The organism is Nocardioides eburneiflavus (genome assembly GCF_004785795.1).
Lineage (GTDB): Bacteria > Actinomycetota > Actinomycetes > Propionibacteriales > Nocardioidaceae > Nocardioides > Nocardioides eburneiflavus.
Genome location: NZ_SRRO01000001.1, coordinates 906,539 through 924,215 on the forward strand (window position 1 = coordinate 906,539; position 17,677 = coordinate 924,215).

18 protein-coding genes are annotated in these 17,677 nt (G+C 73.0%); 13 read left to right on the forward strand and 5 right to left on the reverse strand.

Annotated elements, in window-relative coordinates; genetic code table 11:
- Positions 1-38: 38 nt before the first annotated feature.
- A complete protein-coding gene (locus EXE59_RS24760) occupies positions 39-170 on the forward strand; it encodes a hypothetical protein (protein ID WP_281280287.1) in 132 nt (43 codons plus the stop codon).
- Here EXE59_RS24760 and EXE59_RS04290 read toward each other — a convergent pair.
- The gene (locus EXE59_RS04290) at positions 148-1,674 is read right to left on the reverse strand and encodes a CYTH and CHAD domain-containing protein (protein WP_135837788.1); all 1,527 of its coding nucleotides are present in this window, start codon (positions 1,672-1,674) and stop codon (positions 148-150) included. The two genes, EXE59_RS24760 and EXE59_RS04290, sit on opposite strands and share 23 nt — an antisense overlap.
- Before the next feature lie 139 nt (positions 1,675-1,813).
- Here EXE59_RS04290 and EXE59_RS04295 point away from each other — a divergent pair, with 139 nt between their 5' ends.
- The 3 genes from EXE59_RS04295 to EXE59_RS04305 all read left to right on the forward strand — a co-directional run bounded on the left by EXE59_RS04295 (position 1,814) and on the right by EXE59_RS04305 (position 5,853).
- The gene (locus EXE59_RS04295) at positions 1,814-2,815 is read left to right on the forward strand and encodes an RNA polymerase subunit sigma-70 (protein ID WP_135837789.1); all 1,002 of its coding nucleotides are present in this window, start codon (positions 1,814-1,816) and stop codon (positions 2,813-2,815) included.
- Positions 2,812-3,198 carry a DUF6069 family protein gene (locus EXE59_RS04300; protein WP_135837790.1) on the forward strand — a complete coding sequence of 129 codons (387 nt, stop codon included), beginning with the start codon at positions 2,812-2,814 and terminating at the stop codon, positions 3,196-3,198. Before EXE59_RS04295 ends, EXE59_RS04300 begins: the two co-directional genes overlap by 4 nt.
- Positions 3,199-3,399: 201 nt before the next feature.
- Complete coding sequence (locus EXE59_RS04305) at positions 3,400-5,853, forward strand: 5'-nucleotidase C-terminal domain-containing protein (protein ID WP_135837791.1); 2,454 nt, start codon at positions 3,400-3,402, stop codon at positions 5,851-5,853.
- An 8-nt stretch (positions 5,854-5,861) separates the two neighbouring features.
- Here EXE59_RS04305 and EXE59_RS04310 read toward each other — a convergent pair whose 3' ends face one another.
- Positions 5,862-6,155 carry a DUF1540 domain-containing protein gene (locus tag EXE59_RS04310; RefSeq protein WP_135837792.1) on the reverse strand — a complete coding sequence of 98 codons (294 nt, stop codon included), beginning with the start codon at positions 6,153-6,155 and terminating at the stop codon, positions 5,862-5,864.
- A gap of 64 nt (positions 6,156-6,219) precedes the next feature.
- Positions 6,220-6,576, reverse strand: coding sequence for an MmcQ/YjbR family DNA-binding protein (locus EXE59_RS04315; protein WP_135837793.1), 357 nt, complete (start codon positions 6,574-6,576; stop codon positions 6,220-6,222).
- 122 nt (positions 6,577-6,698) lie between these two features.
- Between EXE59_RS04315 and EXE59_RS04320 the strand changes: the two genes are divergently transcribed.
- The 7 genes from EXE59_RS04320 (at position 6,699) to katG (ending at position 13,948) form a co-directional block, all read left to right on the forward strand.
- Positions 6,699-7,136 (forward strand): BLUF domain-containing protein, encoded by a 438-nt coding sequence (locus EXE59_RS04320; protein ID WP_135837794.1) that lies wholly within the window; start codon positions 6,699-6,701, stop codon positions 7,134-7,136.
- A 20-nt stretch (positions 7,137-7,156) separates the two neighbouring features.
- Positions 7,157-8,620: an LLM class flavin-dependent oxidoreductase gene (locus tag EXE59_RS04325; RefSeq protein WP_135837795.1), complete on the forward strand. Its 1,464-nt coding sequence runs from the start codon at positions 7,157-7,159 to the stop codon at positions 8,618-8,620.
- A gap of 23 nt (positions 8,621-8,643) precedes the next feature.
- On the forward strand, positions 8,644-9,513 hold the full coding sequence (locus EXE59_RS04330) for an aldo/keto reductase (RefSeq protein ID WP_135837796.1): 870 nt from the start codon (positions 8,644-8,646) through the stop codon (positions 9,511-9,513).
- 299 nt (positions 9,514-9,812) lie between these two features.
- Positions 9,813-10,490, forward strand: coding sequence for an SDR family NAD(P)-dependent oxidoreductase (locus EXE59_RS04335; RefSeq protein ID WP_210428883.1), 678 nt, complete (start codon positions 9,813-9,815; stop codon positions 10,488-10,490).
- A gap of 31 nt (positions 10,491-10,521) precedes the next feature.
- Positions 10,522-11,079, forward strand: a complete 558-nt coding sequence (locus tag EXE59_RS04340; protein ID WP_135837797.1) for a GNAT family N-acetyltransferase — start codon at positions 10,522-10,524, stop codon at positions 11,077-11,079.
- A gap of 125 nt (positions 11,080-11,204) precedes the next feature.
- A complete protein-coding gene (locus tag EXE59_RS04345; RefSeq protein WP_135837798.1) occupies positions 11,205-11,663 on the forward strand; it encodes a Fur family transcriptional regulator in 459 nt (152 codons plus the stop codon).
- 11 nt (positions 11,664-11,674) lie between these two features.
- The gene (gene katG / locus EXE59_RS04350; protein ID WP_135837799.1) at positions 11,675-13,948 is read left to right on the forward strand and encodes a catalase/peroxidase HPI; all 2,274 of its coding nucleotides are present in this window, start codon (positions 11,675-11,677) and stop codon (positions 13,946-13,948) included.
- Between the two features lie 55 nt (positions 13,949-14,003).
- On the opposite strand, the gene EXE59_RS04355 is transcribed toward katG, so the two are convergent.
- Positions 14,004-14,447 (reverse strand): MOSC domain-containing protein, encoded by a 444-nt coding sequence (locus tag EXE59_RS04355; protein ID WP_135837800.1) that lies wholly within the window; start codon positions 14,445-14,447, stop codon positions 14,004-14,006.
- Between the two features lie 73 nt (positions 14,448-14,520).
- Here EXE59_RS04355 and EXE59_RS04360 point away from each other — a divergent pair, with 73 nt between their 5' ends.
- Together EXE59_RS04360 and EXE59_RS04365 are read left to right on the forward strand one after the other, a co-directional pair.
- Positions 14,521-15,132 (forward strand): DinB family protein, encoded by a 612-nt coding sequence (locus tag EXE59_RS04360; protein ID WP_135837801.1) that lies wholly within the window; start codon positions 14,521-14,523, stop codon positions 15,130-15,132.
- 38 nt (positions 15,133-15,170) lie between these two features.
- Positions 15,171-16,733: an alanine/glycine:cation symporter family protein gene (locus EXE59_RS04365; protein ID WP_135837802.1), complete on the forward strand. Its 1,563-nt coding sequence runs from the start codon at positions 15,171-15,173 to the stop codon at positions 16,731-16,733.
- 39 nt (positions 16,734-16,772) lie between these two features.
- Here EXE59_RS04365 and EXE59_RS04370 read toward each other — a convergent pair whose 3' ends face one another.
- Positions 16,773-17,669: a phosphatase PAP2 family protein gene (locus EXE59_RS04370; RefSeq protein ID WP_135837803.1), complete on the reverse strand. Its 897-nt coding sequence runs from the start codon at positions 17,667-17,669 to the stop codon at positions 16,773-16,775.
- Positions 17,670-17,677: the final 8 nt, after the last annotated feature.

A 17,677-nucleotide genomic window follows, 5' to 3' on the forward strand; every position in this document is an offset into this window, starting at 1 on the left:
CCCGTCTCATCGTCAAGGACGCGGGGGCGAAACGGACGGTGAGCACTGTGGAGACCAGCGATGTGACCGTGCACGAGTCGGAGCGCCTCTTCGACGCCGACTTCTGGCTGGAGTGCGAGCGCGAGGCCGAGCTGATGCTGCGGGCCATCACCGGCGTCGCAGCCCCTTGAGGGACAACCGCGTCCAGGCGTCGTCGAACTCGCGTACGGCCGCCTCGGCTCTCGCCTCCTCGAGCATGTGCAGGCGGCCGTAGGTGAAGCCGTTGTGTCCCTCCACGTGGGCACGCGCACCGTAGTCACGCAGGACCCGGCGTGACATCACCGTGTCCTGGAACTGACCGAGGACTCGCTGGATCACCTTCACCGACGCTGCCAGCTCGTCGGCTCGCTTCCCGAGGACCGGGGTCATGGACTCGGCGGCGTAGCGCAGGCGCTTCGCCTTCTTGCGGGCATCGTGCAGGGCGACGTCGTGCTTCTCACCGGACTCCGCGCGTCGGACCTCCTTCACCGAACGGCGGAGTCGCTTGGCGTCGCGGTGCAGCAGCCGGGGGAACACCTTCCGGGCCGCCTTCTCCGCCTCGGCCGTGAAGGACGGAGCCTGCACGAGCTCGTCGAGGGCGTCCAGGAGCCTGAAGTAGCGCTGGCCCTCGAGTGCGACCAGCGTCGCTTCACGCGCATCCCGCTCAGCCGCCCTCAGATCGTCGTCGATGACAGCGGCCACCGGACCGAGCACCAGGTGATCCGGCTCGGCCGCGACCAGCTCGATCAGACGTTCTCGGAGGACCTGGGCGTCCCGCGCCGGGGCGAGCGCCTGGCCGAGCCACCGCAGCTCCTGGCCCAGCGAGTCGGTGGCAGTGGCGTCGTCGAAGAGCGGACCGTACGTCTTGAGGGCCGATCGCAGCCGCCGCGCGGCGATGCGCATCTTGTGCACGGACCCTTCCTCGCCGGACCTGACCCGCCGGTCCTGCGCGAGCAGCCGGTCGACCTGCCGGTCCAGCCGGTGCGTGACGGCGGCTCCGGCGGTCGACCGGCGGAGCTCCTTCTTCCGTGTCCGCGACGGCGCAGGGGGGAGGTGGTCGGCGAGTGTCCGAGCCAGCTTCGACGTCGCCTGAGCCGGCTCGGCCCCGGCATCGCGGAACAGCTCCTCGACCCGGTCGAGGAGGGTGTGGTCGCCCGCGACCAGCTCGACCTCCCACTCGCGCCACTCGTCCACCCGGTCGCCGAGGTGGAGCTGTTCGGTGCGTACGTGGTCGTCGCAGACATGGGCCAGCACGGCGCCGTCGGCGTCGAGCAGTGCGCGCTCGCGGCGACGCGTGGCGATCCGTGCGACCGGGACCAGGCGGCGGTCTCGCACCATCGCTCGGACCGGCTCGAGCAGAGGTGGTGGGACCGTCCGGGTGGCCCGACCCAAGGGCCGCCGCACCTCGATCCTCGTGTCGCCGACGCGGGGCAGCTTCAGGTGCCATCCCGCGTCGGCGCCACCGGTCCGGCGTCGTACGGTGACACCGCGGCGGGTCAGGTCGAGGTCGACCGTGTCGAAGTACACCGCCTCGAGCTCGAGCTCGACCGCCTGGCCCACCCGTGCCACACCGTCGACATCGACCATCGTCGGAAGGACGGTCGCGGCGTCGACGTCGAAGGTGCGCTCGACCTCGGTCCACGAATCGTTCGCCATGACACATTCTCCGACGGTGCGAGCCACGGACGCACCCTGCGCGCGGGTGGGGACGCAGGGACCTGCCCGCTGAGTGATGAGTTCCGGCGCCCGCCGCCGTCGTACGTGTGACAGCACACGACGGACGGAAGGATGGGCCATGACGGTCGACATGGGGGTGGAGGAGGTCGGTGTGAGCAGCCTGGACGACATGGACGAGGCGAGCTTCTCCGCGGCAGCCGAGCCGCACCGACGCGAGCTGCACGTGCACTGCTACCGGATGCTCGGGTCGTTCCAGGACGCCGAGGACGCGGTGCAGGAGACCTTCCTCAAGGCGTGGCGGGCGCGCGGGACGTACGAGGGGCGCGCGACCTTCCGGGCGTGGCTCTACCGGATCGCGACCAACACGTGCCTCGACCTGCTGGCCGGCCGTCGCCCCGAGCCGGCCACCGGCGGGGAGGTGCGGTGGCTGCAGCCGTACCCCGACAGCCTCCTCGACGAGCTGCCCGCGGCCGGCGCCGACGAGCCCGAGGCGCTCGCTGTGGCGCGGGAGACGATCGAGCTGGCGTACGTCGTGGCGGTGCAGCACCTGGCTCCGCGCCCGCGAGCCGTGCTGGTCCTGCGCGACGTGCTCGGCTGGCCGGCGAAGGACGTCGCCGACCTGCTCGGCGACTCGGTCAACTCGGTCAACAGCGCCCTCCAGCGCGCCCGCGCCGGGATGCGCGAGCACCTGCCCGCCGAGCGGCACGAGTGGACGGGCGCCGACGGGGACGAGGACAGCCGCGAGCTGGTGCGCCGCTTCACCGAGGCCAGCGTGGCGGCCGACCTCGACGCCATCGCCGCCCTGATGCGCGACGACGTCCGCTACTCGATGCCGCCCTGGGAGGGCCTCGTGGTCGGCCGGGACGCCGTCGTCGCGGACTGGACGGCCAACGGCTACCCCGAGATGAGGGGCCTGCGCGCCGTCACCACGGCGGTCAACCGCCAGCCGGCGATCGCCTACTACCTGTGGCGCGAGCAGGAGGACGCGTACGTCGCCCTGACGCTCGACGTGCTCCGCATCTCCGGCGGCCAGGTCACCGAGGTCACCATCTTCGACGCCGACCGGTTCGGGTCGCTCGGGCTGCCCGAGCGGCTCGTCGACGACGGGGCCGCACAGTGAGCGCCCGACGACTCGTCGCCACCGGGCTCGCCGCCGCCATCGCGGCCGCGGCACTCAACGCAGGCCTCGCGGCCGTCGCGCGAGCCGCCGGGGTCGACCTCGAGGTCACCGGGGGCGAGGTCGTGCCGGTGTCCGGGATCGCGTTCGTCACCGCCGCGTTCTCCCTGGTCGGCGTCGTCCTCGCGGCAGCGCTGCGGCGGTGGAGCGACCGGCCGGTGCAGTGGTGGTGGCGCACGACCATCGCCTTGACCGCGGCCTCCCTGGTCCCGCCGTTCCTGGCCGCGACCGACACCGCCACGGCCCTGACCCTCGCGCTGCTCCACCTGGTCGCCGCGGCGCTGGTGGTGCCCGTGGTCGCGCGAACCCTCCGGCCGACCGCCTGAGCGCCGATCCGACGGGGAGAGCTCCGCCGTCGCGGGGTAGTCCAGTGGAGGACGGCTGTGAAATCCGCCCTGGAACGACCGAAGGTCGCTGGACTACCCAGCGCGGGGGCTCCGGAGTTCACATCCGTGAAGTGATGTCGCATCACGCTCTCGAAGTCAGCGACAGTCCGTAATGTGGAACACAGTTCGACAATATGAACAATGCGGCCGTACGGTCGGCACGGTTGTGGCACGCGTCACAGCGCGCACCCCGAGGAGCCAGCCGGGCCGAAGCCCGCCCATCGCCTCCGTCGCCTGTCCACGGCAGTCCTCGCGCTGGCGCTCACCAGCGCGGGCGCAGCCGCCGTCCCTGCCCCGGCTGCAGCAGCCGTCGGTGACGAGGTGATCGCCTGGCTCGAGGTCGAGCAGGGCGAGATCTCCGGCGGTCCGGCGCTCAACTCCGGCGACCACGGCAACTTCTCCGGCTCGGGCTCCTACACCTTCCGTGAGACCGGGATGACGTCGGAGATGACCGTCACGGCCCCGGCCGCCGGGGCGTACCCGGTCTGGATCCGGTACGCCGCCGGGCCCCTGTCCGCGGAGGAGAACGTCACCCGCGGGATGGGCCTGCTCACCAACGACGGCGACCGCCAGACCGTGCCCTACCCGCTGACCGGCAGCTGGGAGAGCTGGGGCTGGGCGCAGGCGACGGTCGACCTCGACGAGGGCGTCAATACGCTCGCGGTGAGCTGCGACCGCGCCGTCGAGATGTGCCGGCTCAACTTCGACGCCGTGCAGGTGGGCGGCACCGCGCCCGACCCGTGCGCGGTCACGCCGGCGCCGGCCGGGACGACCCGGCTCTTCGACGGCTCGTTCGCGTCGTTCGACCAGTGGCGCAAGTCCGGCAGCGGCGGCTTCGGCCAGCAGGTGGTGCGCAACCCCGCCACGGGCGCGTACGACTGCACCCTGCGCGGCTTCCGCGGCCAGGGCACCACCTGGACCACCGCCCAGCACGCCGGGCCCTACACGCTGGGCGTCGACTGGCGGCGGGGCGACGCCGCGGCGGGCTCGAGCGTGTACGTCGCCTCGCCCAGCACCGCCACCGCCACCCCGGCCGGCGGCTACCGGGTGCACATCGGCGCCACCGACACCGGCGCCATCACCTACGGAGCCACCACCCAGCCGGCCGACGCCGCCGCCGTCGCCGCGGCGGTCCTGCCCGTCGGGCAGTGGAACCGCTTCGCCGTCCAGGTCACCCCGCAGCGCATCCGGGTCCTCCTCAACGGCACACCGGTCAACGCGGTCGACCGCACCGCCTCGACGGCCGGCCACATCGGCCTGGAGAACCGCGCCGGCACCGACCAGGTCGGCTTCCGCGACATCCAGCTCACCCCGGGCGTCGTCCTCGGGGAGCTGTCCGGCCCCGCCCGCCGCGCCGCCACCGCCGACGGCACCGCGCACCCCGGCGACGAGTCCACCCTCGCCAACCTCGTCGCGGACTCCCAGCGCTGGGCGACCCGCGGCTCCGCCGGCGGCAACGCCAGGATCGCGCTCGTCGCCGCGAGCTCCCTCCAGGCCGACCTCGTGCCGGCCGACGACGGCGTCACGTACGCCGCGGCGACGTCCGCGGTGGCCGCCGAGCCGCTGGTCAACCTCCGCCTCACCGGCGCCCAGATCGAGACCGTGCTCGAGCAGCAGTGGCAGCCCGACGGCGGCTTCGTCAGCCTCGGCGCCTCCAGCGGGCTCACCTGGACGCACGACCCCGGCCGCCCCCTCGGCGAGCGGATCACCGGCACCTGGCTCGACGGCGTCCCCCTCGACCCGGCGCTCAACTACTCCGTCACCGCGGCCGCGTCACTGGCCGCCGGCAGCGACGACTTCCCCGGCTTCGCCGCCGGCATCGGGCGGCGTACGCCGGACGCGACCACCCACTCCGCGCTCGCCGCCCACCTCGGCGACGAGTCGGCCAGCGGTCCGCTCGACGTGCCGCGTACGCAGCGCGGGGTCGGCGTCCACGTCCCCGGCGGCGCGACGTCCTGGGTCGCGGGCACGACGTACGCCCTCGACCTCAGCTCCTGGTCCTACTCGGCGACCTCCGACCCGGTCGACGACACCGTCGCGGTGACCATCGGCGGACGGGCCGTCGGGTCGTTCGCGGTCGACGACGACCAGACGGACCCGGGCGAGCACGGCACGGTCGCGGTGCGCGCGGCCCTCCCGGTCGACCTGCCCGCGGGCGCCACGACCGTGGAGGTCGTCGGCTCCACCACCGGCACCACGGTGCGCCTGCCCATCACGGTCGTCGCCGCACCCGCGACACCGACCCCGGTGCCCACCACCGAACCCACGCCCGTCCCGACGCCTCTGCCGACGCCCACGCCCGCTCCTGCCAAGGCGAGCGCCTCCGTGAAGGTGAAGGTCAAGCCCGGCCGGGTGGTCGCGCGGAAGACCCGGGCGCGGCTCGTGGTCACCGTCGCCGGCGGGACGTCGACCCCCACCGGCAAGGTCACGGCGAGGCTCGGCGCGAGGAAGGTCCGCGGCACGCTGCGCGAGGGCCGCGTCGTCCTCCGGCTGCCCGCGCTGGCCCGGCCGGGACGGGTCAGGGTCGCCTACGCCGGCGACAGCCGCACGCTGCCCGCGAAGAAGACCGTGCGGATCCGGGCGGTCACCCCCTGAGACGTTTGTCAGGCCGGTGAGAAGGTGAGGCAGTCGGCGCGGTCGGCCCCGGCGCCGACCTCGACTCCGGATGCGGTGCACTCGAGGTGGTCGTTGTGGGCGCAGTCGGAGCGGTGGCAGGCGCCGACGTGGCCGCTGGCGTCGATGCCGCCCTTGTCATGGGCGTCGACGTACGTCCCGCAGGCGGCACCGGCCGCGTCGGTGACGGTGATCGCACCGGCGTGGCAGTCGTGGTCGTGGTTGTAGGAGCAACCGTCCACGCTGCACGAGCTGATCAGGGGAAGAAGGTCCATGGTCGTCATCTCCCGACCATGCGCCTCGAACGCCCCCACGTCCAGACAGGACGGGCCTTTCGCCGCTGGCGCCTCAGCCCGGCCCGCGCGGGTGCGCGACGTCGTACGCCCGGGCAAGGCGCTGCGGCACCACCATCCGCCACGCGTCCACGACGATCTCGCGTGCCTCGGCCGGGTCCAGCTCCGCCAGGGTCGCGTGCACCCAGTTGAAGCGCAGGTCCGACTCGCCGGGCAGGTGGAAGCGCGCGTCACTGCCAACGAGGGCGTCGCGCTCCTCCTTCGGGAACGCGAACCCCATGACGGTCTCGTCCTCGGAGAACGCGACGTAGACGATCGACCCGACCCGGAACTTCAGGCGCCCGCGCACGGTGGCGACGTACGACCGCTCCAGGGTCGAGCCCAGGTGAAGGACGTCGTCGAGCACCGCCATCCGTCCAGTATCCGCACGCCGTCACGGGCGGGCATCCCCCACACAGAGGTGGCCGGCGACGCACACTGCCCCTTTGGGGTGATGTGACCACCCGCCGGGGAGGGCTAGCGTCCCGGGCAGCCATGCACACCGACGACCCCCAGCTCCAGACGCTGACCTACACCAGTGCCGCGACCCGCCTGATGTCCGTCGCCCAGCTCGTGGAGCTGATCGAGCAGATCCGCCCCAAGAACGAGCGCCTCGGCCTGACCGGCCTGCTGCTCTACAGCGGCGGCAACGTGATCCAGACGCTCGAGGGCACGTCGGACGCCGTGGACGCGGTGTTCGACGCGATCAGGGCCGACCCCCGCCACGGCGACGTCCGCGTGCTCGACCGGCGCCTCGTCGCCGACCGGTCCTTCTCGACCTGGTCGATGGGCTTCCGCAACGTGTCGGCGCGCGAGGTCGCCGACCTCCGTGACTTCAACGAGTTCGCCAGGCAGTCGGTGGGGCACGACCTCGTCGCCCACGTGGCGCCTGCCTTCGAGCTGCTGGAGTCCTTCCGGCTCAACACCGCCTGAGCGTCCGCCACACTGGGGAGGTGCAGCTCCCCGACCCGGCCCTCGTGGTGCTCGTCGGTGCCTCGGGGTCCGGCAAGTCGACGTGGGCCGCAGCGCGCTACCGCGAGCAGGAGGTCGTCTCCTCCGACGCGCTGCGCGGGGTGCTCGGCAGCGGCACCCACGACCTCGACGCCTCGATCGACGCGTTCGCGGTCCTCGAGACGATCGTCAGTGCGCGGGTCCGCCGCGGGCTGACCACGGTCGTCGACACGCTCGGGCTCGACCCGGTCCGGCGGCAGGCGTGGCTGGCCGCCGCCCGCGGCGCCGGAATGCCTGCCGTCGCGGTCCTGCTCGACACCCCGGAGTCGGAGTGCCGTCGCCGCAACGGCGCCCGCGACCGCCCCGTCCCCGCCCCCGTCCTCGCCGCGCAGCTGCGGTCCGTGCGGGACGTACGCCCTGTGCTGGACGCCGAGGGCTGGGACCTCGTCGTGCCCGTGACCGGGGACGTCGCCGACGGAGGACCTGCGCCGGCGGCGATCCCGTCGCCCGCAGCCGCCGCGCCCGACCGCACGTCGAGCCTCGGCCTGCGGTCGGTGCTCCAGGTGTCGCGGTTCCCGTGGGGCGAGCGCCCGCTGCCGTGGCTCACGGACGTCGCGCGGGCCGCGGACGAGGCGGGCTTCGCCGGGCTCGCGCTGATGGACCACCTCATCCAGGTGCCGCAGGTCGGCCGGGCGTGGGAGCCGATCCCGGAGCCGTGGGTCACCCTCGGCGCGATCGCCGCCGCCGGGACGGGGCTGGAGCTCGGCACCCTCTGCACGCCCGTGACGTTCCGGCCGGCAGGCGTGACCGCCAAGGCAGCCGCCACCCTGTCCGCGCTCACCGGCGGGCGCACCTTCGTCGGCGTCGGCGCGGGGTGGTTCGAGCGCGAGCACGCGGCGTACGGCATCGGATTCCCGCCGGCGCGCGAACGCCTCGACGAGCTCGAGCGCGCGGTCGTGACCATGAAGGCGCTCTGGGCGGCGGGCACCAAGGCGTACGACGCGCACGGCGTCGTGCTGCCGGAGACCACGTCGTACCCGCGACCGGCCGCGAGGATCCCGGTCGTCGTCGGTGGATCGGGCGAGCGGCGGACCCTCCGGATCGCCGCGGCCCACGGCGACGCCTGCAACCTCCGCACCACCGACGAGGACGAGCTCGAGCGGCTCATCGGCGTCGTCCACGCGCACTGCGCCGACCTCGGCCGGGACCGGTCGGAGGTCGCGGTGACCGTGCTCGACCTCCCGGTGGTCGGCGCCGACCGCGACGACGTGTGGAGCCGCGTCGAGCGGTTGCGCGGACGCACCCCCGCGGCGACGTACGCCGCCCGCACGCACGCCGCGACCGTGGCGGGTCATCGCGACCGGTGGGCCCGCCTCGCCGGCCTGGGCGTGGAGACGGTGTTCGTCGCCACCCCCGACCTCGGAGGCCCCGAGGACGTCCTGGCCCTTCGGGGGCTGAACGCCTGACACGGGGGTCGTAGTGTCGCGACATGCAGACTCGCACCCTCGGCAACCAGCAGGTCGGCGCCATCGGCTTGGGCCTGATGACCTTCGACCAGACCGGCGTCCAGCCGCGCCAGCAGCTCCTCGACACCGTCTCCGCGGCGCTCGACGCCGGCGTGACGCTCTTCGACACCGCCGACGCCTACGGGGCCGGCGACGCGTCGGGCGCGGGGGCGCAGGGCCAGAACGAGCGCCTCGTCGCCTCCCTCCTCGACGAGCTGGGCGTGCGCGACCGGGTGCTGCTCGCGACCAAGGGCGGGCACGTCCGCACCGAGGACGGCGGCTGGGACGTCGACTCCTCGGCCACCCACCTCAAGGAGGCCGTGGACGCCAGCCTGCAGCGGCTCGGCGTCGAGCAGCTCTCGCTGTGGCAGCACCACCGCCCTGATCCGAAGGTCCCCTACGACGAGGTCATCGGCACGCTCAAGGAGATCGCCGACAGCGGCAAGGTCGCCCACGTCGGGCTCTCCAACGCGAACCCCCAGCAGATCCGCGACGCGCACGCCGTCCTCGGCGACGCGCTGGCCAGCGTGCAGAACCAGTTCAGCCCCAAGTTCCGCTCCAGCAAGCCCGAGATCGACGTGTGCGACGAGCTCGGCATCGCGTTCCTGCCGTGGAGCCCGCTGGGCGGCCTCTCCGACGCCAAGGAGCTCGCCGACCAGCACCCCGCCTTCGCCGAGATCGCGGCCGACCGCGGTGTGAGCGCCCAGCAGGTCGCCCTGGCGTGGGAGCTGGCGCAGTCACCGGTCGTCATCCCGATCCCCGGCGCCAAGCGCCCCTCGTCGATCACCGACTCGGCCGCCGCTGCCGACATCGAGCTCACCGCCGACGAGCTGGCCCGCCTCGACGCGAGCTGAGTCGTGACCCGTCCGCTCCTCACGCGCGCGGTCGACGCGGTCCTGGACCGCTCGCTCGTCCTCGGCTACACCACGATCGGTCTGGCGGTGCGGCGTACGCTCCCCGGCTGGCCGGCCGACCCGCTGCCGCGCTCGCTCGAGGGACGCCACGCCCTCGTCACGGGCGCCAGCTCCGGGCTCGGGATCGCGACCGTCGAGGGCCTGGTGGCGTACGGCGCGGTCGTGCACATGCTCGTGCGCGACGAGGCCAAGGGGGCCGCGGTCGCGGAGCGGATCCGGGCGACGCACCCGGGGCGGAGGTGCGGCTGTGGCGCTGCGACGTCGCCGACCTCGACGACGTGCGCCGCTTCACCGCCGACCTCGCCGGCGAGGTCCCCGACCTCCACGCGGTCGTGCACAACGCCGGCGTCATGCCGCCGACCCGCACCGAGTCGCCCCAGGGCCACGAGCTCAGCATGGCCGTGCACCTGGTCGGTCCGGTCGTGATGACCGAGGCACTGCGTGGCCCGCTCGCGGCCGGCTCGTCCGGCGGGCGGGTGGTGCTGGTGAGCAGCGGCGGGATGTACGGCCAGCCCCTGCGGGCCGACGACCCCGGATACACCACCGGCGACTACTCGCCGACGACCTCGTACGCCCGCTCCAAGCGCTGGCAGGTCGAGATGGCGCCGCTGCTCGGCGAGCGCTGGGCGGCCGGCCGGATCACCGTGGCGACCATGCACCCGGGCTGGGCCGACACCCCCGGCGTGCAGGAGTCGCTGCCGACCTTCCGCCGCGTCACGCGGCCGGTCCTGCGCGACGACGCGCAGGGCGCCGACACCAGCGTGTGGCTCACCGCGGTCGAGCCCGCCCCGCCGACCGGCCGCTTCTGGCACGACCGCGTCGAGCGGCCGACCCACCTGCTCCCGACCACCCGCGCCAGCGAGGCCGACCGGACCCGGGCGTGGGCGTGGCTGCGCGAGGCCGCCGGGCTCGACTGAACCCTTGTCCGGCCTGACCTAGGGTGGCGCGGTGCTGAGCCTGCAGATCGACGACGACGTCCGCCTGGCCGACCTCGAACCATGGCACGCCGAGCAGCTCGCCGGGCTGCTCCGCGCGCACGGGCCGGACTTCTACGAGTGGCTGCCGTGGGAGGGTTTCGAGCAGGTCGACGCTGCCCGGTCGTTCCTCGAGGGCTTCGCGAAGTCCCGCGGCGAGACCGGCCGCCGCATCTTCGGCATCTGGGTCGGCCGCGAGCTGGTGGGCGCCACCCTGTTCCCGAGCTTCAACCCGCGCGCCGCGACCGCGGAGGTGGGCGTCCTCCTCGCCTCCACCGCCCGCGGCCGCGGCATCGTGACGCGGGCCATCGCGGCCATGCTCGACTGGGCGTTCGACGAGCGCGGCGTGCACCGCGTCGAGTGGAAGTGCGCGCCGGGCAACGCGCCGAGCCGCCGGATGGCGCAGCGTCTGGGCTTCACCCACGAGGGCACGCTCCGCGAGGTGTTCCCCGTGCGGGAGGAGCGCCAGGACCTCGAGGTCTGGGCGATCCTCTCGCGGGAGTGGTCCGGCCTGCCGGCGCACGCGGGGTAGTCCAGCGACTTCCGGTCGTTCCAAGGTCGTTGTCGCAGCCGTTCGCCACTGGACTACCGCGGCCGACCGGCGGACCTCCCGAAAAAACTTGACTCGTTCAAGAAAAGGCGGCAGGGTGGTACGCGATGGACGACCACACGACCGAGCCCGAGTTCGAGCACCTGCTCCGCAGCGTTGACCTGCGGGTCACGCGCCCGCGTCTCGCCGTCCTGCGCGCCGTACGCCGCCACCCGCACGCCGACACCGGCAGCGTGCTCGCGGCCGTACGCGCCGAGGAGCCGACCGTGTCGCACCAGGCCGTCTACGACGTGCTGGGTGCGCTGTCGGACTCCGGGCTGGTCCGCCGGATCCAGCCCGCCGGCTCGGTCGCCCGCTACGAGCTGCGCGTGGGGGACAACCACCACCACGTGGTCTGCCGCTCGTGCGGCGTCGTCGCCGACGTCGACTGCGCCGTCGGCCACCGCCCGTGCCTCGACGCCTCCGAGACCCACGGCTTCGCCATCGACGAGGCCGAGGTCACCTACTGGGGGCTCTGCCCCGCCTGCTCCACCGCACCAGCAACCTCCACCGCGACCGAGAACTGAGAGGGACCCCCATGTCCGACCTGGAAGACACGACGCCCGAGAGCCCCCAGGGCGTGGACCGCAAGGCCGAGGCCGGCTGCCCGGTCATGCACGACTCCGCCACCGCTCAGGGCAGCGAGAGCGAGAGCCCGGTCATCGACGCGCCCGAGCCGCAGGGCCACCGCCCGCGCACCAACCAGGACTGGTGGCCCAACCAGCTCGACCTCTCGGTGCTGCACGCGCACTCGCCGAAGGGCAACCCGCTCGGTGCCGACTTCAGCTACCGCGAGGAGTTCGCCAAGCTCGACGTCGAGGCGCTCAAGGCCGACATCGCCCAGACCCTGCGCACCTCGCAGGACTGGTGGCCCGCCGACTTCGGCCACTACGGCGGCCTGATGATCCGGATGAGCTGGCACTCCGCCGGCACCTACCGCGTCCAGGACGGCCGCGGCGGCGCGGGCGACGGCGGCCAGCGGTTCGCCCCGCTCAACTCGTGGCCCGACAACGCCAACCTCGACAAGGCCCGCCGCCTGCTGTGGCCGGTGAAGCAGAAGTACGGCCAGAAGATCTCCTGGGCCGACCTGCTGGTGCTCGCCGGCAACGTCGCCCTCGAGGACATGGGCTTCGAGACCTTCGGCTTCGCCTTCGGCCGCGAGGACGTCTGGGAGCCGGAGGAGATCTTCTGGGGTCCGGAGGACACCTGGCTCGGCGACGAGCGCTACTCCGGCGAGCGCGAGCTCGGCGAGGGCCTCGGCGCCGTCCAGATGGGCCTGATCTACGTCAACCCCGAGGGCCCCAACGGCAACCCCGACCCGGTGGCCTCGGCGCGGGACATCCGCGAGACCTTCGCCCGGATGGCGATGAACGACGAGGAGACGGTCGCGCTCATCGCCGGCGGCCACACCTTCGGCAAGACCCACGGCGCCGGTGACGCCGACCTCGTCGGTCCCGAGCCCGAGGGCGCCGAGCTCGAGAACCAGGGCCTCGGCTGGCTGAGCTCGTACGGCTCCGGCAAGGGCGGCGACACCATCACGTCCGGCCTCGAGGTCACCTGGACCGACGTCCCCACCCAGTGGAGCAACCGCTACTTCGAGATCCTCTTCGGCTACGAGTGGGAGCTCACCGAGAGCCCGGCCGGCGCCAAGCAGTGGGTCGCGAAGACCGACGACGCGATCATCCCCGACGCGCACGACCCGTCGAAGAAGCACCGCCCCACGATGCTCACCTCCGACCTCGCGCTGCGCTTCGACCCGGCCTACGAGAAGATCTCGCGCCGCTTCCTGGACAACCCCGACCAGTTCGCGGAGGCCTTCGCCAAGGCCTGGTACAAGCTGCTCCACCGCGACATGGGCCCCGTCGGGCCGCACCTGCTCGGCCCGTGGGTCCCCGAGGCCCAGCTGTGGCAGGACCCGGTCCCACCGGTCGAGGGCCAGCTGGTCGGCGACGCCGACATCGCCTCGCTGAAGGAGAAGCTGCTGGCCTCCGGGCTCAGCGTCTCCCAGCTGGTGTCGCTCGCCTGGGCGTCCGCCGCGACCTTCCGCCGCACCGACCGGCGCGGCGGTGCCAACGGCGCCCGCATCCGCCTCGAGCCGCAGCGCGGCTGGGCCGCCCACGCCGACCTCGACCTCGACACCTCGCTCGCGGCGATCGAGCGCGTGCAGCAGGAGTTCAACTCCGCCGGCGGCGCGCAGGTCTCGCTGGCCGACCTCATCGTCCTCGGCGGCGCCGCGGCGATCGAGAAGGCCGCGAAGGACGCCGGTCACGACGTGACCGTGCCGTTCACCCCCGGCCGTACGGACGCCACCCAGGAGCAGACCGACGTCGACTCGATGCGCTGGCTCGAGCCCCGCGCCGACGGGTTCCGCAACTGGGCCCGGCCCGGCGAGAAGCTCCAGCCCGAGAAGCTGCTGGTCGACAAGGCGTACCTGCTGGGTCTCTCCGCACCCCAGATGACCGTCCTGCTGGGCGGCCTGCGGGCCCTCGGCGCCAACGCCGGCGGCACCTCGCACGGCGTGCTGACCGACCGGCCGGGCGTCCTGACCAACGACTTCTTCGCCCACCTGCTGTCCCCGGGCACGCAGTGGAAGGCGTCGCAGTCGGAGGAGGGCGTCTACGAGATCCGCGACGTCGCCTCGGGTGAGCTCAGGTGGACGGCCACGGCGGTCGACCTGGTCCTCGGCTCGAACTCCCAGCTCCGCGCCCTCGCCGAGGTCTACGCCAGCGAGGACGCGCGCGACAGGTTCGTCGCCGACTTCGTCGCCGCGTGGGCCCAGGTCATGGACAACGACAGGTTCGACCTGCGCTGAGCCGTACGCCCGCAGCCCGGTCCCCGCTCTCCGGGGGCCGGGCTGCTGTGCGTCCTCATACCGTCCCCACCTCGGCCTCGTCGCCGACGCTGATCGTGCCCGACGACAGCAGCCGGAACACCGTGCCGCCGCGCGGCGAGCGCAGCGCCTGCATCGCGCCGGGACCGAGCCAGTCGTCGAGGAGCCGGCACGGAGCCGCGATCCGGACGACCTCGAGCTCGACGCCCCCGATCCGCATCCGCTCGCCCGGCCGGGTCGGGATCGGTCCGCCGGTCAGGGTGATGTTGCGCCGCGTCAGGCCCGGGTCGACCGGGCGGCCGAGCACCTCGGCCGCGGCCGCGAGGTCGTCGAGCGCCTGCACGGTGACGTGACGGTGCCGGCTGCCGTGGTAGCGGTCGCCCACCAGGCCGGCGCCGGCCTCGGCCTCGACCGACGGCACGGCCTTCGTGGGCAGCCGACGGCCCGGGGAGAGGTGGATCGAGTGCACGCGCGAGCTCACGCCCGAGACCGTACGCGGGCGCGCCGCACGAATCAGGTCGCCGAGCGTCCGGATCCGTGGGCATGATCGAGCCGTGACCGACCTCCTGGACCCCGCGGCAGCCCTCCAGCACTACCTCCAGTCGTCCCGCGACGCGCTGCTCTGGAAGCTCGACGGGCTCGGCGAGCGCGACCTGCGGCTACCGCGTACGCCGACAGGCACCAACCTGCTCGGCATCGTCCGGCACGTCGCCAACGTCGAGATCGGCTACTTCGGACCCACCTTCGGCCGGGAGTGGCCCGAGCCCGACCACCCCCTGGTGGTCACCGACGAGGACTACGACGCCGACCCCCAGCGTGACTGGTGGGTCCCCGCCGAGGTCTCCGCCACGGACGTCGCCGACTTCTACCGGGCGGTGGCGGCCTTCGGTGACGCGACCATCGCGGACCTGCCGCTCGACGCGGTCGGTGCGGTGCCGTGGTGGCCCGAGGAGCGACGCGAGGTCTCCCTGCACCGGATCATCGTCCACGTCATCGTCGACACCACCCGGCACGCCGGCCACGCCGACATCCTCCGCGAGGGCATCGACGGCGCCGCCGGCCTCACGGTCGCCGCCCCGAACCTGCCCGACGTCGACTGGCCGGCGTACGTCGACAGGCTGAGACAGGTGGCGGAGCGGTTCGAGCCGGGATCGTCCCACCCCTAGGGGTTGAGGTCGGGGCCGATCGCTGGTTGGGTCGTCGGATGAAATCCGAGGCGGCAGACACAGTGGCGGCAGAAGGCACCCAGCAGGAGTGGGAATGGCTGGCGACGATCGAGGACGCGATCAACTCCACCTTCGACCCCATCGCCGACGCGGTGGCGTCGGTCATCTTCTACGCGCCGACGATCGGCGGGGTCACGTTCCCGCTCATCGTGCTGTGGCTCGTGGTCGCGGCGATCGTCTTCACGATCTACTTCAAGGGCATCCAGTTCAGGTCCTGGAGGACGTCGATGGACCTGGTGCGCGGCAAGTTCTCCCGCGCCAGCGATCCCGGTGAGGTCACGCACTTCCAGGCGCTGTCCTCGGCGGTGTCGGGCACGGTCGGCCTCGGCAACATCGCGGGCGTCGGCGCCGCGGTCACGCTCGGCGGCCCCGGTGCGACGTTCTGGATGATCATCGCCGGCCTCTTCGGCATGTGCACCAAGTTCGTCGAGTGCACGCTGGGCGTGAAGTACCGCGAGGTCCACGAGGACGGCAGCGTGACGGGCGGCCCGTTCCGCTACCTCCCGGTCGCGTTCGAGCGCTTCGGCAGCGGCGTGTCCCGCGCCCTCACCATCATCTTCGCCGTCGCGCTGTTCCTGTTCGGCGCGGTCGGCGGCAACATGTTCCAGGCCAACCAGACCTTCGCCCAGGCGCAGGAGGTGACCGGTGGCGAGGACGGCTTCCTCGGGTCCTCGGGCTCGGCGCTGATCTTCGGCATCGTGCTCGCCATGCTGGTCGGTGCGGTGATCATCGGCGGCATCACCTCGATCGCGCGGGTGACCTCGAGGCTCGTGCCGGTGATGGCGATCCTCTACCTCGGCACCTGCCTGCTCGTGATCCTCGGCAACATCCCCAACATCCCGGGGGCGATCGGCACGATCATCACCGGTGCCTTCAACCCCGAGGGGGTCGCCGGCGGCGCGCTCGGCGTCCTGATCATCGGGTTCCAGCGGGCGGCGTTCTCCAACGAGGCGGGCGTCGGCTCCGCGCCGATCGCCCACTCGGCGGTCAAGACCAAGCACCCCGTCAGCGAGGGCTTCGTCGCGCTCCTCGAGCCGTTCATCGACACCGTCGTCATCTGCACCATGACCGCGTTGACGATCGTGATCGCCGACTCGGCCTACTACTCCGAGCAGCGCGAGATCGTCGCCGGCGGTGGCCCGACCCCGGACGGCGTCGTGGTGACCTCGCGGGCGTTCGAGACGTTCCTCCCGCAGTTCCCGGTGATCCTCGCCATCGCGGTCGCCCTGTTCGCGTTCTCGACGCTGATCACCTGGTCCTACTACACGATGAAGGCCTGGACCGAGCTGTTCGGGCGGTCCAAGCGCAGTGAGGCGACCTTCAAGATCGTGTTCTGCCTCTTCACCGTCGTCGGCAGCGTCATGACCTTCACCTCGGTCCTCACCTTCGCCGACTCGATGCTCTTCGTCTGTGCGATCGTCAACCTGCTCGCCTGCTACATCCTGCTGCCCAAGGTGCGCGAGGAGCTGCGCTCGTTCCGTGAGGGACGGCGTACGGGTGCCATCAAGGAGGTCCCGGTCGAGGAGCGCGCGACCACCTGATCGCGACCGACCGGCGCCGGGGCTTCCCCGACGGACGTGTCAGGCGTCGTGGCGGCCGGCTCCCGTGCGTGGCACGGGCGCTCCGGCCGCCATGGGCGCGGACAGCTGGGCGAAGGTCGTCACGGCCAGGGCGGTGACGAGGGCGACGCCCGCCAGGACCACTCCGGCGTCGAGGAAGCCCGACCAGCCGGTGTCGGGGCGTACGCCGACCGCGAGCAGTCCCGACACGGCCAGGCCCACTCCGGTCACGGCGAAGATGCGGTGCTCACGGCCGGGCGCGGTGCCCGGCATGCCACCCCTGACCAGGCTCCAGATCGTCAGCACGCCGGTGCCCCAGGCCAGGCAGACGAGGATCGCGCCCAGGATGTCGGCGGGCCGGTGCCAGCTGGCCACGAGGGTCGCAGCGGCCGTCACCGTCACCGCGCCCGAACCCAGGAGCGACACGGTCGTCCGTGCCTGCCCGGGCACGACGAGCAGTGCGGCGAACACCAGTGAGACCACCACCGTGGTGTGCCCGCTGGGGAAGCTCGTGACGGTGAGGTACCCGAAGTCGGAGCGCTCGGACACCGCCTTGACGACCTGGGTGGTCGCATTGGCAGAGATCACCAGCGCGCCCGCTGCCACCGCGGCTGCGTACTGCCGGCGCACCCAGGCCACCCCGACGAGCAGCGCCACCGCTACGGCGATCGAGCCGAGCGAGACGTTGCCGAGGACGCCGACGAGCCGCCGCGTGGCTGCCTCGTCGCCGACCACGATGTCCATCCCGGCCTGGTCGAGCGCCTGGCCGAGCTCGGTGTGCTGGCTGCGATCGGCCAGCCAGACGAGCGCGGTTGCGCCGAGCAACCCGACGCCGGCACAGGCGGCCGTGCTGCGCCACCGCTGCCACTGGGCGCGCACGCGTGCGACGGGCTCCCGGTCTCCCCGCCCCACGCTCATGCCGCCAT

Bases quoted from the DNA above. Each gene is read 5' to 3' on its own strand.
- EXE59_RS04290 (WP_135837788.1), bottom strand. From the start codon at position 1,674: ATGGCGAACGATTCGTGGACCGAGGTCGAGCGCACCTTCGACGTCGAC.
- EXE59_RS04295 (WP_135837789.1), top strand. From the start codon at position 1,814: ATGACGGTCGACATGGGGGTGGAGGAGGTCGGTGTGAGCAGCCTGGAC.
- EXE59_RS04305 (WP_135837791.1), top strand. From the start codon at position 3,400: ATGCGGCCGTACGGTCGGCACGGTTGTGGCACGCGTCACAGCGCGCAC.
- EXE59_RS04310 (WP_135837792.1), bottom strand. From the start codon at position 6,155: ATGACGACCATGGACCTTCTTCCCCTGATCAGCTCGTGCAGCGTGGAC.
- EXE59_RS04315 (WP_135837793.1), bottom strand. From the start codon at position 6,576: ATGGCGGTGCTCGACGACGTCCTTCACCTGGGCTCGACCCTGGAGCGG.
- EXE59_RS04320 (WP_135837794.1), top strand. From the start codon at position 6,699: ATGCACACCGACGACCCCCAGCTCCAGACGCTGACCTACACCAGTGCC.
- EXE59_RS04330 (WP_135837796.1), top strand. From the start codon at position 8,644: ATGCAGACTCGCACCCTCGGCAACCAGCAGGTCGGCGCCATCGGCTTG.
- EXE59_RS04345 (WP_135837798.1), top strand. From the start codon at position 11,205: ATGGACGACCACACGACCGAGCCCGAGTTCGAGCACCTGCTCCGCAGC.
- katG (WP_135837799.1), top strand. From the start codon at position 11,675: ATGTCCGACCTGGAAGACACGACGCCCGAGAGCCCCCAGGGCGTGGAC.
- EXE59_RS04365 (WP_135837802.1), top strand. From the start codon at position 15,171: ATGAAATCCGAGGCGGCAGACACAGTGGCGGCAGAAGGCACCCAGCAG.
- EXE59_RS04370 (WP_135837803.1), bottom strand. From the start codon at position 17,669: ATGAGCGTGGGGCGGGGAGACCGGGAGCCCGTCGCACGCGTGCGCGCC.